The 14,719-nt window shown below is 31.5% G+C and carries 19 protein-coding genes and 5 pseudogenes; 17 read left to right on the top strand and 7 right to left on the bottom strand.

Translation table 11 applies throughout. From position 1 onward, the window contains the following. Positions 1-74: 74 nt before the first annotated feature. Complete coding sequence (locus FS802_RS01315; RefSeq protein ID WP_000358738.1) at positions 75-272, bottom strand: hypothetical protein; 198 nt, start codon at positions 270-272, stop codon at positions 75-77. A 316-nt stretch (positions 273-588) separates the two neighbouring features. Here FS802_RS01315 and FS802_RS31410 point away from each other — a divergent pair, with 316 nt between their 5' ends. Further along, positions 589-804, top strand: coding sequence for a hypothetical protein (locus tag FS802_RS31410; protein ID WP_000237380.1), 216 nt, complete (start codon positions 589-591; stop codon positions 802-804). Between the two features lie 45 nt (positions 805-849). Further along, a complete protein-coding gene (locus FS802_RS31405) occupies positions 850-1,116 on the top strand; it encodes a hypothetical protein (protein ID WP_260989053.1) in 267 nt (88 codons plus the stop codon). A gap of 17 nt (positions 1,117-1,133) precedes the next feature. Here the strand turns inward: FS802_RS31405 and FS802_RS31400 are convergent. Together FS802_RS31400 and FS802_RS01305 are read right to left on the bottom strand one after the other, a co-directional pair. Continuing rightward, positions 1,134-1,190 (bottom strand): annotated as a pseudogene (locus FS802_RS31400) (exosporium leader peptide-containing protein); the annotation flags it as partial. A 197-nt stretch (positions 1,191-1,387) separates the two neighbouring features. Continuing rightward, positions 1,388-1,756: an FtsB family cell division protein gene (locus tag FS802_RS01305; protein WP_098655051.1), complete on the bottom strand. Its 369-nt coding sequence runs from the start codon at positions 1,754-1,756 to the stop codon at positions 1,388-1,390. 328 nt (positions 1,757-2,084) lie between these two features. On the opposite strand from FS802_RS01305, the gene FS802_RS30880 reads away from it, so the two are divergent. The 4 genes and pseudogenes from FS802_RS30880 to FS802_RS31390 form a co-directional block, all read left to right on the top strand. After that, a complete protein-coding gene (locus FS802_RS30880; protein WP_000284253.1) occupies positions 2,085-2,255 on the top strand; it encodes a hypothetical protein in 171 nt (56 codons plus the stop codon). Between the two features lie 166 nt (positions 2,256-2,421). After that, positions 2,422-2,802 carry a hypothetical protein gene (locus FS802_RS01300; protein WP_000450250.1) on the top strand — a complete coding sequence of 127 codons (381 nt, stop codon included), beginning with the start codon at positions 2,422-2,424 and terminating at the stop codon, positions 2,800-2,802. Positions 2,803-2,859: 57 nt separating this feature from the next. Beyond that, positions 2,860-3,028, top strand: a pseudogene (locus tag FS802_RS31395) (terminase large subunit); the annotation flags it as partial. 1 nt (position 3,029) lies between these two features. Then, positions 3,030-3,309 (top strand): annotated as a pseudogene (locus FS802_RS31390) (N-acetylmuramoyl-L-alanine amidase); the annotation flags it as partial. A gap of 92 nt (positions 3,310-3,401) precedes the next feature. Here FS802_RS31390 and FS802_RS01285 read toward each other — a convergent pair. Further along, positions 3,402-3,746 carry a hypothetical protein gene (locus FS802_RS01285; RefSeq protein ID WP_186367207.1) on the bottom strand — a complete coding sequence of 115 codons (345 nt, stop codon included), beginning with the start codon at positions 3,744-3,746 and terminating at the stop codon, positions 3,402-3,404. Positions 3,747-4,457: 711 nt separating this feature from the next. Between FS802_RS01285 and FS802_RS01280 the strand changes: the two genes are divergently transcribed. From FS802_RS01280 to FS802_RS01260, 5 genes are all read left to right on the top strand, one after another. Further along, on the top strand, positions 4,458-4,814 hold the full coding sequence (locus FS802_RS01280) for a hypothetical protein (protein ID WP_000535579.1): 357 nt from the start codon (positions 4,458-4,460) through the stop codon (positions 4,812-4,814). A 118-nt stretch (positions 4,815-4,932) separates the two neighbouring features. Continuing rightward, positions 4,933-5,454, top strand: coding sequence for a GNAT family N-acetyltransferase (locus FS802_RS01275; RefSeq protein WP_080014166.1), 522 nt, complete (start codon positions 4,933-4,935; stop codon positions 5,452-5,454). A gap of 51 nt (positions 5,455-5,505) precedes the next feature. Next, positions 5,506-6,066 (top strand): nucleoside/nucleotide kinase family protein, encoded by a 561-nt coding sequence (locus FS802_RS01270; RefSeq protein WP_001039242.1) that lies wholly within the window; start codon positions 5,506-5,508, stop codon positions 6,064-6,066. Then, positions 6,059-6,799: an alpha/beta fold hydrolase gene (locus FS802_RS01265; RefSeq protein ID WP_000237655.1), complete on the top strand. Its 741-nt coding sequence runs from the start codon at positions 6,059-6,061 to the stop codon at positions 6,797-6,799. The genes FS802_RS01270 and FS802_RS01265 overlap by 8 nt, the downstream gene beginning before the upstream one ends. A 2-nt stretch (positions 6,800-6,801) precedes the next feature. Beyond that, positions 6,802-7,260, top strand: a complete 459-nt coding sequence (locus FS802_RS01260; RefSeq protein ID WP_098655049.1) for a DinB family protein — start codon at positions 6,802-6,804, stop codon at positions 7,258-7,260. 58 nt (positions 7,261-7,318) lie between these two features. Here the strand turns inward: FS802_RS01260 and FS802_RS01255 are convergent, their stop codons facing one another. From FS802_RS01255 to FS802_RS01245, 3 genes are all read right to left on the bottom strand, one after another. Further along, positions 7,319-8,335, bottom strand: a complete 1,017-nt coding sequence (locus tag FS802_RS01255; RefSeq protein ID WP_098655048.1) for a D-alanyl-D-alanine carboxypeptidase family protein — start codon at positions 8,333-8,335, stop codon at positions 7,319-7,321. Between the two features lie 181 nt (positions 8,336-8,516). Further along, a complete protein-coding gene (locus tag FS802_RS01250; RefSeq protein WP_001243287.1) occupies positions 8,517-9,674 on the bottom strand; it encodes a sensor histidine kinase in 1,158 nt (385 codons plus the stop codon). Beyond that, positions 9,664-10,359: a response regulator transcription factor gene (locus FS802_RS01245; RefSeq protein WP_001038819.1), complete on the bottom strand. Its 696-nt coding sequence runs from the start codon at positions 10,357-10,359 to the stop codon at positions 9,664-9,666. The genes FS802_RS01250 and FS802_RS01245 overlap by 11 nt, the downstream gene beginning before the upstream one ends. Before the next feature lie 192 nt (positions 10,360-10,551). Between FS802_RS01245 and yqeK the strand changes: the two genes are divergently transcribed. The 6 genes and pseudogenes from yqeK to FS802_RS01215 all read left to right on the top strand — a co-directional run bounded on the left by yqeK (position 10,552) and on the right by FS802_RS01215 (position 14,669). Further along, complete coding sequence (gene yqeK / locus FS802_RS01240; RefSeq protein WP_000932409.1) at positions 10,552-11,160, top strand: bis(5'-nucleosyl)-tetraphosphatase (symmetrical) YqeK; 609 nt, start codon at positions 10,552-10,554, stop codon at positions 11,158-11,160. 13 nt (positions 11,161-11,173) lie between these two features. Continuing rightward, positions 11,174-11,848: pseudogene (locus FS802_RS01235) on the top strand (DUF3885 domain-containing protein). Further along, positions 11,845-12,585, top strand: coding sequence for a 5'-methylthioadenosine/S-adenosylhomocysteine nucleosidase (gene mtnN, locus FS802_RS01230; RefSeq protein WP_000210321.1), 741 nt, complete (start codon positions 11,845-11,847; stop codon positions 12,583-12,585). Before FS802_RS01235 ends, mtnN begins: the two are co-directional and overlap by 4 nt. A 15-nt stretch (positions 12,586-12,600) precedes the next feature. Then, positions 12,601-13,235: pseudogene (locus FS802_RS01225) on the top strand (SDR family oxidoreductase). A 102-nt stretch (positions 13,236-13,337) separates the two neighbouring features. Next, complete coding sequence (locus FS802_RS01220; RefSeq protein WP_000617082.1) at positions 13,338-14,186, top strand: GNAT family N-acetyltransferase; 849 nt, start codon at positions 13,338-13,340, stop codon at positions 14,184-14,186. A gap of 108 nt (positions 14,187-14,294) precedes the next feature. Next, on the top strand, positions 14,295-14,669 hold the full coding sequence (locus FS802_RS01215) for a hypothetical protein (protein ID WP_001059012.1): 375 nt from the start codon (positions 14,295-14,297) through the stop codon (positions 14,667-14,669). Positions 14,670-14,719 lie beyond the last annotated feature (50 nt).

Here is a 14,719-nt window from a genome sequence, read left to right as displayed (position 1 = left end):
ATAAAAGTGTTAATTAAATAGGAAATGGGAAAAGAATTAAGTTCACTCGTTCTTAAGATTTTTCCCTTTTAAATTTACTGCTTGTTCGTTGTTCTATATACATCTGAAATTGGTAAATCGTCGCCATGTAAAGCTTGAGTACTGTCCTTTTTGTTTGAATCATGTGCCTCCTGAGATGTTTCTTGCATTTGCTCTTGGGCTTTACTAGGGGTATTCAGCGCATCCGATGACACATAATCAAGTTGTTGACTTAATAGATTTTTTTTATCCATGTTATGTAGCTCCTTTTTGAATTTAGATATAAAAACGAAGTGTTTTTAAATAGTTACGTGGGTATTATGTATCTTTGAATGGAATTATATACATAAACTATATTGAGAATTTAACTAATTATAAAAATCACTTGTGATGACAAGTTTAAGAAATATAAAGATCATTAGTTCTTAATAAAAGCTTTATTTTAGTAGGGTGTTTCGAAATTTCATTTGAAAGGAACATCCCAATGATAAGATGAGCACTGTAAATCAGTGCTCATCTTATCAGAAATTGCTTAGTACTTAAAGATAAAACCATTACGGACAATTCACAATGGTAATAGTGACGCTAGCCATTGTTCCAGGAGAATCAAGAAGTGAAGCAGTAACGGTTACTGTTCCAGGCCCATTAGCGGCTAGAAATACAGCGGTAAAGTTACCTGAAGCATTTGTAATGACAGCAAGAGGAACCATGAAAGCAAGAGAAGGATTACTAAATGAAAAACTGACCACTACTCCTGGAGTAGGACTACCGTTTACTAATACTTGACCCGAAAAAAATAAAGTATTATTTCCTTGAGTGGATACACATGTCGTGGTTTCGTTAGAAGTCAAAGTAATAGATGCAGGCCCAGCAGGAAGATTAAATCCAGTTGGTCCAGTTGGTCCAGTTGGTCCAGTTGATCCAGTTGGTCCAGTTGATCCAGTTGGTCCAGTTGGTCCAGTTGATCCAGTTGGTCCAGTTGATCCAGTTGATCCAGTTGGTCCAGTTGGTCCAGTTGATCCAGTTGGTCCAGTTGATCCAGTTGGTCCGGTTGAACCCGTAGCTCCTGTAGAACCGGTGGGACCAGTAGGGAATTGAAAGGGTTGAACAGGTGGAAGTGTAGGTCCAATAGAACCCGGATTAAGTGCAGCAAAAGATAAAAACTCGTCCATTATTTATCACCTCTAAAAATCGTATTACTAATAGTAAATGTAATGATAGAGCAAAGTGAAATGGACAAGCGGTTGTATTTTAATAAATTAAACAAAATTTTTATTTGATAGAAAGAGAGATTAGTACGATTCCTTTAGAAATTAAATATAAAAAGGCGAGTATTTTCAAATTGCCTTTTGGGTAATGCAGTGTAATTTTATTCAGTTATTTGAAAAATAGTTTCATTCGGTTTGGAAAATCCATACAGTTTCCTTGCGGATTTTAAAATTTCTTCTTCACTATCTGTTAAAGTTTTAACATCATTCTTAAGGGAATGACCATCCTTCTTTAAAGAAGATAATTTTTGTTGCTCCGTATTAAGCGTGATTTGTTTTTCTTTAATCATTTCTTGTTGGTTATTAAGAGAATATTGAAGGACAAAAATTATAGGTAATATTAAAACCAAAATAGTTACAATACGGCGTCTTGTTTTTTTATTACTACCTTGTTGGGTGTTAGGGTTCACTTGCTGTGAGGGTATATTAGGATTTGATTGTTGGGATGATACTTTTGGGATGTTTCCCATTAAAAGGCCTCCATTACTGATTGTAGAATTTAAACTATTTAAAAGTATTATAAATGTTCAATAAGGATTTTAGAAGATATTTTAATATAGGTGAGTTTTGTAAAGTTTAAACAAAATTTTTATTTAAATAAAAGAAACCCCGATTGTCTGCGGGCTCCTAAGGGAAATCGTCAAATAATGAAGTACTCGACTAATTAACGATATCATGAATTTTTTGGTAAAAACACTGGTAAATTCATCCGAATTAATGAGAGCATCATTTGAAACAAAAACGCTATTTTAATAGGGAGGGGAATAATGATGATTCCATGGGACAAGCGAGTATACATTGTATCAAGGTGATCATTTTATTACAGAGGGGACAATTTTTGAGGTTAGTGAAAAGGCGAATAAATCATTATATTGGCTTCGGTGCATGTTAGTTCCAAGCTATGAAAAAGTGTGCGGTAATAGTACAAAGCGACTTTGGTTAATTCGGATAGATGATGACGAAGAATGATGTGAAAATTTCATTTCGTAGAGAAATAAGCTGATTAAGGATGGGCATAGAATATGCCATATTTGTATTAAAAAAGAGCAGAATTTAGCCTATATATAAAGATGTTGGAATTGTTCTAAAGGGGGGAATATCTGAAATATAAATAATTGAGGGGAGTGAACTAATAATGGAAACTAGTACTTTTTTAGGATTGTTTTGGGGTTGGGTAACGGTTATTGTATCGGGAATACTTTTCGTACGTCCATCGGTACTACGTGAATTGAAAAAATTAGTGGTTGAAGACAGAGGATTTGGTATTATGTATGGTTTTCTATCGATTTTCCTAGGGTTAGGTAGTGTAATCCTACATAATGTATGGGTATTCAACTGGCAGGGGTTCCTAACGTTTATTGCATGGCTTGCATTATTAAAGGGAATCTACATAATTGTATATCCTGAACCTTCCAAGAAAACAGACTTTGAAGTAAGGGTACTATCTACACGTATAGCGCTCGCTATCATTGGCGCCTTGGCTTTATGGATGCTTATAGTAATCTATATAAAATAATCTTTTTCTAATAAGGAAGTTAATAAAATATGAGAAAATTCCATTATAATACTAATTTTAGAATGTTGCATTGCGAAATGGTCAGAAATTCTTGCTTGCAAATCGTCCATTCCCTAATTTATATGCTCAAAAATTTATAGGAGCATTAGAATTTGCGAGTATTCGGGATTTTGGTGTATGTGGTCTTTTAGTTAGACAAAATGGTGCGTACATTTTTAAAACTCATAGACGGCTGGTTGAATCTTGGCGAAGAGCAATAGATTAAATACGATTCTTTTATGTGAAGTTCGATAAAAAAGTACAGTAGATTCATCTATTGGAGGAAAACGTGGTGTTTCTAAAAGAAATAATTTATGTTTCTATGATTCATCAACTTGGCAGGATAAAGACGTTGCTGGTTCTGTTAATGTATGATTAGAGTTTGTTATTGATGCAAAAGTAAGTGTTAAAGGAACACTACAATACAAGGTGCACAATAGCAAAGGAAAAACATACTGCTGTAAATAAGCTTATTTGTATGTGAAGTAATTAAAGAGTCGATTTATAAGAGTCAGCTTATTTTTCAATACTCCACTCAACTAGTAATTATAGATGCCAGTTTAAATCTCTGTGTGTGAATATATGAAAAGCTGACTATATTTAGTCAGCTTTTTATATATTCTAGTATTTATCGGTCCCAAAAGACATATTCTTTCCTTTAAGTTGACATTTAATATATTACCAATGTTTTCTTTTACAATGACAACAAATAAAGAAACATTTACAGCGACACTTATTTCGTTTAGAACGCCAATCATCATCACAATGGTGTTGTTCTTTAGATTTCCACCAATCATCATTGCAATGCTTTTCTTTAGAACGCCAATCATCATCACAATGGTGCTGTTCTTTAGATTTCCACCAGTCATCACAACAATGCTTTTTCTTAGAACTCCAGCAATCATTTTTCCAGGACATTTTTTATACCTCCCTTCAATTAGGGTTCATATTATTCTATGTTTTAGTAAAAAAATGGCTTGTTTATTAACCTATTATTTTACCTTTATATGATAGAGTGCTTTCTACTAAATATAGAATTCATACAAACTATGCTTAATTTTCAAAAGGTAGTGGAGAGAACTGCTGGTTATGATATTAATCAACAAACACTTGTTGAAGAAAACGTTCTGATTTTAAATAATATCTTATTTTGGAGTACGCTTTTTTTTATGTATATTTCACAACAGCAAAGGAAAAACATACTATATTACTGCAAACAAAGCCTATGTATATGTGAAGTAATAGGAAAAGCTGGTCCCTCTTAAAGGAGCCGGCTTATAAAAAAAAACAGGTTCGTTTGAGAAAGAGGTTGTCTAAATTTTAAATTCAGCAGAATTAAATCCAAGTCCAATCATTAAACAGGCCTTTAATTGTTAGAGGTCCGTTTTGTTATTAATAAAGAAAAGAATGTTATTGTCGTTGAAAGCACGTTTATACTAATAATGCTACATATTTGGAGTATTTGAATTGAGTATTCATACAGTAGTATATTCGTTTTTAATATATATAAAAAGGTTTAGTACAAGTGTTTGTTTTTTTGTTTCTATGCTTTTGTCTCGTACACTTTTAAGCTATTGGACATACTTTACTAATAGAAAGGGTTAGGGGGTGAGGATTTGGGTTCTCGATTTAATAATTGTAGAAAAAAATGTACGTGTAAACATGATGATTGTTGGGATGTTTTTGAAGAGTGTAAAAAAGAACAGCATGAGAAATGTGACAGCTCTTGTGTACAAGGAATTAGAGACGAACTTAAAAAATTAATTAATAAAACAGTGCGAATTAACACTGAAGGACGTACTTATATAGGTACTGTTTCTTCTGTAACTTGCGATGTTGTTAAGCTGGCTGCTATTCCTGGTTCAGTTGCAGCAATTATATCTCTTTGTAAAATTGAAGCGATTTTACCACCTGCTACAACTGTTGCTGATGAGTTTGATTTTAACGGTGTTGACGTAGCAAATAAAGAGTAATTATGCTTTATTGATGCTAAGCCATTCTTATGAATGGCTTTTTATTTTGTATAAAAGGGAATATATTTTTCATATAGAAATAAATTTGAAGGTGTATAAAAGGTTGTGTGAAAGGAGAATGAGAGTGATCAAGCTGAAACAATTTACAAGAACTGATTTCAAACAATTAATAAATTGGATTGATTGCGAAGAATTTTTAATACAGTGGTCAGGAAATTTATTTACATACCCTTTACATGAACAACAATTAGAAAAATATATTGAAAGCAAAAATACGCTTGCATTTAAAGTAATAGATGAAGAGACTAGAAAAGTAATTGGTCATATTTCACTTGGGCAAATTGACAATATAAATAAATCTGCAAGAATTGGAAAAGTGTTAGTTGGTGATACGAAAATGCGAGGGCGTTCTATAGGGAAACATATGATGAGAGCAGTATTACAAATTGCATTTAAAGAATTAAAACTACATAGAGTAACTCTTGGTGTTTATGATTTTAATACGTCGGCCATCTCATGTTATGAAAAAATAGGATTTGTAAAAGAAGGTTTATTAAGAGAATCCAAAAAAGTAGGAGAAACATATTGGAATTTATGGGAAATGAGTATGTTAGAATATGAATGGAGTGATAAAAAATAATAGTTTTTTATAATTATGTTATGTCAATTAAAAGGGGTATGGTGGGAAGTTATGAATAAAAATACTAAAGTAATTTCAGTTGCAGCTGTTTCAGGAGGAGGTAAAACTACTGTTACAGAAAGTTTAACTCACAAGTTAATGAATTCAAAAGCACTATATTTTGATAGCTATGACTTTGATAATTGTCCTGCTGATATTTGTAAATGGATTGATGATGGAGCAAATTATGATGAATGGGTACTTACACCATTAATTAAGGATATTCAGCATCTGTTACAAAATAGTTATCTAGATTATATTATTGTAGATTATCCTTTTGCATACCTAAATAGTGAAATGCGACAATTCATTGATGTAACCATATTTATCGACACACCTTTAGATATTGCGATGGCTAGAAGAATTTTGCGAGATTTTAAGGAAGATACAATGAGTGAAATACAAAATGATTTAAAACACTATATAACATATGCTAGAAAAGCTTATTTAGAGGCACTTCATACCGTAAAGCCAAATTCAGATATTGTTTTGGATGGATCTTTATCTGTCGATGAAATAATTAATCAAATTTTAGAGTCACTTAATCGGAGAGAAGTAATCGTCAATGGTTAAATGTATAGAGGAATATGTACAAGTTGCTGATTTTAAAATGTATTCAAAAGTATTCCAAGGAAAGCAGTTGCAACCTGTTATTATAATGGAAGCAGGTTATGGAGAATATTCCAAGGCATGGGAGCATATTGCTGAAGGGCTGACTGAATTTGGGACGGTAATTACATATGATCGAGCTGGATTAGGAAAAAGTGGGAAGAGTTCCAAGCGACGTATTAGTTCTGAAATGGTAAAAGATTTAAGAAGTTGCTTAGAGCAATTACAATTGAAACCACCTTATATTTTTGTAGGACATTCTTTTGGTGGTATAAATGCACGTTTATTTACGGCTTTTTATCCCGAAGATATGCTGGGAATCGTCTTGTTGGATTCGACACCAGAAAATTATAAAGAAGATTTTTTACCAATCATGTCCCCAGAATTTCAAGAAGCTTACTATAAACAATTTGTATATGAAAGTTCTTATGAAGAGTTTATGTTTAGTCTAGGCGAAGCAGATAAACATTGTCAGTCAACTAGAAATATTCCACTTGTCGTGTTAGCTGCTGGTAAAAAAACTTTTTATTCGCAAGCTGCACAACTGAAGTGGTTACAGTTGCAAGAAGAATTATTACGATTATCAAGCAATAATAAATTTGTAATTGCAGAACAAAGCGGTCACTATATTCAAAAAGATGAGCCACATTATGTAATAGATGCTGTTAGGTGGATAATTGGAGTAGGGGAGAGATAAATATGTACACGTTATTTCAATACAATTGGCAAGTAAGAGATGATTGGTTTAAGTGGTGTGAACAACTTTCAGAGGAAGAATTACTCCGCAAGCGTGTAGGTGGTGTTGGTAGTGTTTTAGAAACATTATTCCATATTGTCGATGTTGAGTACAGCTGGATTAGTGCGCTTCAAGGAAAAGAAGATAATGAACCGCAGTTTAAAGATTATCAATCCATCCAAAAAGTGAAAGCGCTATCTGATTTATATATACGAGAATTAGAAGATTTTTTACAGTTGTGGTCATCTAGCCTAGAATGTAAGATATTAAAAGCTTCGTGGACAGATAAAACATATACATACGGTGAAGTTTTAAGACATGTAATTGTGCATGAAATTCACCATATCGGTCAGCTATCTATATGGGCGAGAGAATTAAATCTTCAGCCTGTTTCAGCGAATTTAATTGGAAGAGGATTATAAATTTAGAAACCGGCTTGCACTGTAAAGGCAAGCCGGTTTTTATATATAAGAAGATTTCCTAGTTGAAATCCTCGGATTTTTTCTGACGTATATGTAAAAACATTAAAATTGTAATGATGAAGAAAATCAACAATGTTTGTATGATCAAATTTTTAAATTGAAGCAAAACTGTCCAAGATGTAACAGCATCTTTAAAAGCTTGGAGTGCAGAGTACGAGGAAGGATCAAAACCGTACTGTAGTAACTTTTTTGTTTCAATAAAAGTACTGTTTTCTTCATTGGAGTCTAATATTACGGAAATAAGTCTAGTATCTCCTCGTTTTGCTGTACTGACAAAACTATAATTACCATTAGTTGAAAAACTAGTTTGTAAGCCGTCAACACCTTGGAGTTTAATGTTTTTATTAAGGGAATAAATCATTTTATTTGTGTTGAAAACTTTTGAGTCTTTGAAGGTAAATTGGTAAGAGGTTAGTTTCGTAATATTCAATACATCTGGAAAGTCTTTTACTAATTGTGTCGCTAGTTTAGCTACGTCTATAGTTGATGTAGTTGATTGTTTATTTGTATCGTTATTCATTCCAGTAGCATTTAGAAACGGGGATGGTTGTGATAACTTTAGTTGTTTTGCTTTCTCATTCATTAAAAGTGTAAAGTTATCTTCGTTTCCAGCAATGTGTTCTGCAAGGGCAAGTGCGGAACGATTATTCCCTGTCAAAAACAATGCATGAAGTAAATCACGAACTGTCGTTTTATCTTTCGAAGTTACTTGTATAGGACTCGTTTCTGCTCGGAAAACTTCGTTACTTATTTTTACTAATTCATCTAACTGTATTTTTCCTTCATTCAGTTGTTCCATTGCGATATACTCTGTCATTAATTTAGATAAAGTAGCTGATTGTATAGGAATTTCTTCATTTTTTTTATAAATAACTTCACCTGAATTAGAATCTATTAAAATAGCTGATTTAGCTTGAATAATTGGACCATTTACATAAAGGTAAAAATATAAAACGATAAGTGCTGTAATAACAAAAGATAAGAATAAAATTGTGAACTTTTTCAAGAATTGCATAAGCGATCCTCCTACTATGACATCAATAATACTATTGTAAAAAGTAATGCTTAATTAGGAAGAAAGAAAAGGTAAAGAATTTCTAAAGAATTATAAAATATTATTAAATTTTGGATTTTAATGGAAAATGAAAGGTCCAATTTCTTATATGGTAAGAAATTGGACCTGAAATTAAGTTGTATTAACATTTATATGGTTGTAGTTTTACAGTGAAAGTTGTTTTTTTATCATCACTATATACTTCAATTGTTCCTTTATGCAATTCGACAATACTTTTTGCAATTGCCAATCCGAGTCCAGATCCACCAGTGTTCGTAGAGCGAGATTTTTCAACACGATAAAAACGTTCAAAAATATGAGGTAAATCCGTACTAGGAATAGGTTGTCCGTAATTTGTTATATCTATATTAATCATATTATTGCTTTCATAGGCAGCAAGGTCGATATATCCACCGTCGTTTCCATAAGCGATAGCATTTATAATAAGATTTTCAAACACACGCACTAATTTGTCTCCATCAGCTAATACCATGAGTTTTTGAGATGGGAAAGAAGGTCGACATTCTATATTAGCTTCTTGAACCTGTATGCGGAATTGAACAGTTAATTGTCCAAGTAGCTCTACAATATCAATAGGAGCAGAAAATAAACTTAACTCTTTATTTTGAACACGTGTATATTCAAACAAATCATTCATTAATGCATTAAGACGGGTTACTTTATCGTAAATGACTTGTATATAATAGCGTAATTCCACTTCATCTCTATAATTATCATGGTGGATTAAATTTACGTATCCAACTATAGAGGTAAGAGGAGTACGTAAATCATGCGATACATTTGTAATAAGTTCACTTTTAGCTTGTTCCGCCTGTCTCTCTTCATCAATTGAGACTTTCAATTGTTCAACAATTTGATTAACACCGGTCGCTAACTCTTCCAGATAATTATGATGTACGATAGAAATTTTATGATTGAAGTTTCCATCTGCAATATAACGAATCTCTTCTATCATTTTTTTAATACAAGTTTCATAGTAAAGCTTTCTTTCATGACGATAAAAAATGTATAGGTAGGATGAAAAAATAGAAAATAAAAACAAATAAGATACAATCATCATCCAGAGAGATTCCTTTATTCCTTTATATTTTTCATATCCAAAAATTCTAATGAATTCTTTGCCGAGTTCGCTTAATGTAAGTGAACTTTCAATTACACTTGTAACAAGACGATATATTATTAATTCAGTAATAGGGGTAAGGGTGATAGCTAACATGAACCAAAAAATCAATTTCCATTTTGGGATATCTTTTAATATATCAAATGCTTCATTTCTCAATTTTATAGCCTACTCCCCAAACAGTATGAATAAATTTCTCTCCATTCATTCCTGTTTCAAGTTTATCCCGTAAATTACTAATGTGAACCATTACAGTTTTATTTGAGCCATAACCATCTTCGTGCCATACGCGTTCAAAAATTTCTTCGGAACTAAATACTCTTCCGGTATTACTCGCAAGTAAATATAAAATATCAAATTCAATAGATGTAAGTTTAATATATTCTCCATTTACTTTAACAGTATGATTATGTTTGTGTATTTCAGCAGAACGAATACGAATAATACCTTCTTCATTTTTGGAGGAAGTGGCATTTTGGAAAGATGATCTTCGTAACAAAGCTTTCACTCTAGCTACTAATTCTAATGGATTGAATGGCTTAATCATATAATCATCTGCACCTGTCATAAGACCTAATATTTTATCCATATCCTCGGCTTTTGCACTCAGCATAAGAATAGGTACAGTATTATTCTCACGAACTTCCTGGCAAACTTCTAATCCATTGCGTTTTGGCATCATAATATCCAAAACCATAAGGTCAACTTCATATGTAGAAATCATTTGCAATGCCTCATCGCCATCGTATGCTTTATAAATGTTATAGCCTTCATTTCGCAAATAAACAGCAAGTAACTCAACAATTTCTTTATCATCATCAATAATTAATATGTTTTTATTCATTATGTAGTTCCTTTCCTAACAAATCATTAACATTACTATAATATCAAACATTTATGTATTTTGTAGCAATGAATCGCCATAAAATTTCATGTAACGTATAAAAAGGGGATTAAAACATTCATAACGAATACAAAGAAGAAGGATATTTAAATAATGCATTATACTGAAAGTGAGGAATAAGGGGGATTTGCAATGTTAAATAAAGATATCTATTCATTTACTCCAACTGGAAAATTTGAAAATGATATAAAAGCTTTTCTATTAAAATACAGCAAAGAAGTTACATATAAACATTCAATCCGGGTGGCAAATGAGTCTCGTAAAATTGCGGTTACTTATAATGTAAATGAAGAAAAGGCAGCAATTGCAGGATATTTACATGATATTAGTGCAATCTTTCCGAATGAAGATCGGATTGTAGTTGCTGAGCAATTTGGAATAGAGATATTACAAGAAGAACGAGAATTTCCAATGATTATTCATCAAAAGTTATCGAAAGTAATTGCAAAAGAGATATTTAAAGTGGAAGATGAAGAGATTTTAAATGCAATTTGTTGTCATACTACACTACGTAAACATGCAACGAAAATGGATTTAGTGTTATTTGTTGCTGATAAAATAGAATGGGATCAAAATGGTACACCGCAATATTTAATAGAAGTAAAAAAAGGATTAGAAAAATCTTTAGAACATGCTGCTTTTGCATATATTTCATATTTGTGGGATAGAAAAGACACTTTGAAAGTTATACATCCGTGGCTAGAAGAAGCATATTGGCAGTTAAAAGAAATTGTAGAGTAGAAAGGGTATAAGAATGCAATTAAAAGAATATATGAATCAAACATTTCCTGGGGTTACATTAGTACCACATATATCCTTTCAGGGGGAAAATTATTTGTATTTTGATTTTGGGAAAGGTAAACATCAAAATGTAGAAGGCACCGACGATATAAATATGGAATACTTCTCTCAACTATATACATATAATAAATACTTATTTGAAGATATATTTTCAAAAGAAGATTAAGTATTTTTAGTTACAAATGTTTATCGATTTAAAAAGGAAAACGTGAAAAATTCGCAGAAAATAAATGTATATAATCGATTTATTAAAAAGAGGGATTTAAAGTTCCAAATAAGACAAGAAACATTACCTTTTCTATTTGAAGATGAAGAAGCTAATTTATATTGTACATATCAATTTTCATTAAAATGTTTTGCTAGCGATATAAAGTATAAACCACTTATTCAAGCTGCGAATCATGAAGATTTTCCAGGTCTTAATCCTCGTTTTGGACGTAAGGAAGAGATTTCTTATCCAGATGTATTTCTCATAAATGCATCGAAAGATATTATCATGTTTATTTACGATGATAGAGGATGTGAAGTAATTGCGAAGAATAAAGAAACAATACGAAATTTATATGAGAAATATAAAGAGTGGATTCCAGATTATGAACGAGAAAGTATAGATAACTTATTTACATGACAACAATGGGGGAAGTGAAGCGTGTAATGAAACGTATTGCAATCGTATCCGCATGGGAACCAGAACTTACGTATTTGCATCAATATTATCCAAGTGAACGTATTGAAAAACGAGCTGCTTGGGAATTTCATTTTCATTATATTAATAATATGGAAGTTATCTCCGTAATAACTGGAGTTGGGAAAGTAAGTTGTGCAAGTTGTGTACAATTATTAATTAGTGAGTTTCAGCCAGATGAGTTGTTTATGACAGGGATATGCGGAAGTTTATCAAATAAGGTGAAAAATGGTCATATTGTAGTAGCGCTTAATGCAATACAACATGACGTTACTGCTGCTGGTTCGGGAGAAGATGTTTTTAATTTATATAATGGTAGAACAGCACCTATTGAAACAACAAAGTCAATTGTAAGAAGAATAAAAAAGATACAATCTTATGATCCGATTCATTTCGGTACATTTTTATCTGGAGATCAACGTATCCGTAGTTCAGAAATGAGATATTTACTCCATACTGTATATGGAGCTTTAGCGGTTGATCAAGAGGTGGCAGCTTTCGCTTATGTATGCCAAATCAATAAAAAGCCTTTTCTATGTTTAAAAGCTGCTTCAGATCAAGCGAATGATAAAACGAAAGAGGAACAAAAAATCTTTAAAATGTTGGCATGTGAACGAGCGTGCGAGCATTTAATTGCTTTTTTACGTGTGTACGAGATTAATGTAGTAAATAATAGATAGTAAGAGGGGTTAATATTGGAAAGTACAAATAAAATAGCTATTCTGGGTGCAAACGGAAAAGCCGGGAAATTCCTTGTAAACGAAACATTAAAAAAGGGATATCAAGTAAAAATATTAACGAGAAATTCTAATAATATGACGATAACTAATGAAAATTTAGAGACTATTATTGGGGATGCACGTGATTTTTCTTCAATACGTGAATTACTTAAGGTTGTCGAGCTGTAATTAATGCGGTAGGTCAACCGAAAAATGAATCTTATATTTTTAGCACAGTAACGAAGCATATTTTAGAAGCAATGAAGGAGTTTGAAATAAAACGATATATTCTGATTTCTGGAGGTTCTTTAGATGTTACAGGAGATCAGAAGGGAATTGTAAATAAAATAGGAGCTACCTTGTTTAAAGCATTTTTATCAAAGATGATGCAAGATAAATATAAAGAATTGCAAACTATTCAAGGTAGTGATGTAGATTGGACAATTGTTAGATTACCATTTGTTATGGAAGGGAAGAGCATTGGAAATATAAAAGAGAGTTTAGTAGATATGCCCGGAATCAAAATTCAAAATAGTGATATTGCACCATTTGTGATAAAACAAATTAACAGTGAGAGATATGTAGGGAAGTGCCCGTTTATTTCAAATTAAATGGTTTAATTAAAAGTTAAAGAATGATGGGTAGATTGGCACTAGTACATTTTACGTATTTGAATGCTAAGTTTAACACGAGTAAGTGGGGGAGAATTTTATATGATTCAATACAAAAGATGCAGTGAAGTAAGTATAGATTTAGTGTATGAAGCTTTTAAAGATGGATTTTCAGATTACATTATTAAAATGGAAGTTTCAAAAGAAGATTTTATAAAAAGGTTTTTGGGACCAGAAGGGAATTCACTAAAACATTCCTTTCTTGCTTTAGACGGTAACAAATCTGTTGGTGTAATACTTGGCGGGATAAAGGATTATGAAAACATAAAAACAATGCGTTGTGGAACATTAGCGGTTCATCCTAATTACCGCGGTATTGGTGTGAGTCAAAAATTATTTGAACTGCATAAGGAAGAGGCGCTTCAAAATGAGTGTAAGCAACTTTTTCTTGAAGTCATTGTAGGCAATGACCGAGCGATTCATTTTTATACGAAATTAGGCTATGAAAAAGTGTACGATCTATCTTATTATAATTTAAAAGATATGACTAAAATAATAAATAAAGATTGTAAGGAAATTGAAGTAAAACAATTAGAATTTCCAGCTTTTAAAGTTGAAATTCAGAAATGGTTACACTTCCATATAAATTGGCAAAATGATATGGATTATATCGAAAAAACAAATAATACATTTTACGGTGCATATGTCGATAATGATTTAAAGGGTTCAATATGTATGAATGAACAAGGTAAAATTAGTTTTATTTTCGTAGACAAAGACTATAGAAATCGTAGTATTGGATCAAAATTATTACAAGTAGCAAGAGAAAACTTACATGTATCAAGTTTATCAATTGGGTTTCCAAACAACAATTTACTGGAAGGGTTTTTAAAGAAAACTGGATTTGAAAAGAATTCATTAGCACAATATGAAATGTATGTATTGTTATAAAAAGCGAAAGGAGTCATTATTTCGCTTTTTATTTTTGTGCTATATTGATATTTTACTTTGTATAATATTCTTTTTTTATGTAAAATAGATAGGATGGGAGGGGATGAAATGAATAATGGATTAAAGTTTAAGATTTTTGAATTGCATTGTTTCGTTCAAAAGACTTATTCTGATATTAAAATAGCATGTGATATTGCTATTTATCAAGAAAATACTTCTAAATATTTAATTTCATTAGGGTTTTTAAATAAATCATATATGACTTATATAGAAGCAAAAAGATTTTATCGTGAAAATGAAGAACTTATAAGTGTAGAATTTGATAATTTCTTTGATACATATGATAAATTAGAACAAGAATTAAAAAAAGTTATTTCAACTGAAGATAAGAATCCTTCATTGCTACATAACAGGCTTGATCAGTTTCAGCAAAAAGTTGAAAATATAAATGACCTAATAAAAGTATTGCAAAATGCTCGTTAAAGAATACTTTTTCTTTTTCATATAGAAAGTATGTATTAAAAACATATTAG

Source organism: Bacillus sp. DE0042 (assembly GCF_007680225.1).
Taxonomy (GTDB): domain Bacteria; phylum Bacillota; class Bacilli; order Bacillales; family Bacillaceae_G; genus Bacillus_A; species Bacillus_A wiedmannii.
This window is presented reverse-complemented; position numbering and strand designations above follow the sequence as displayed.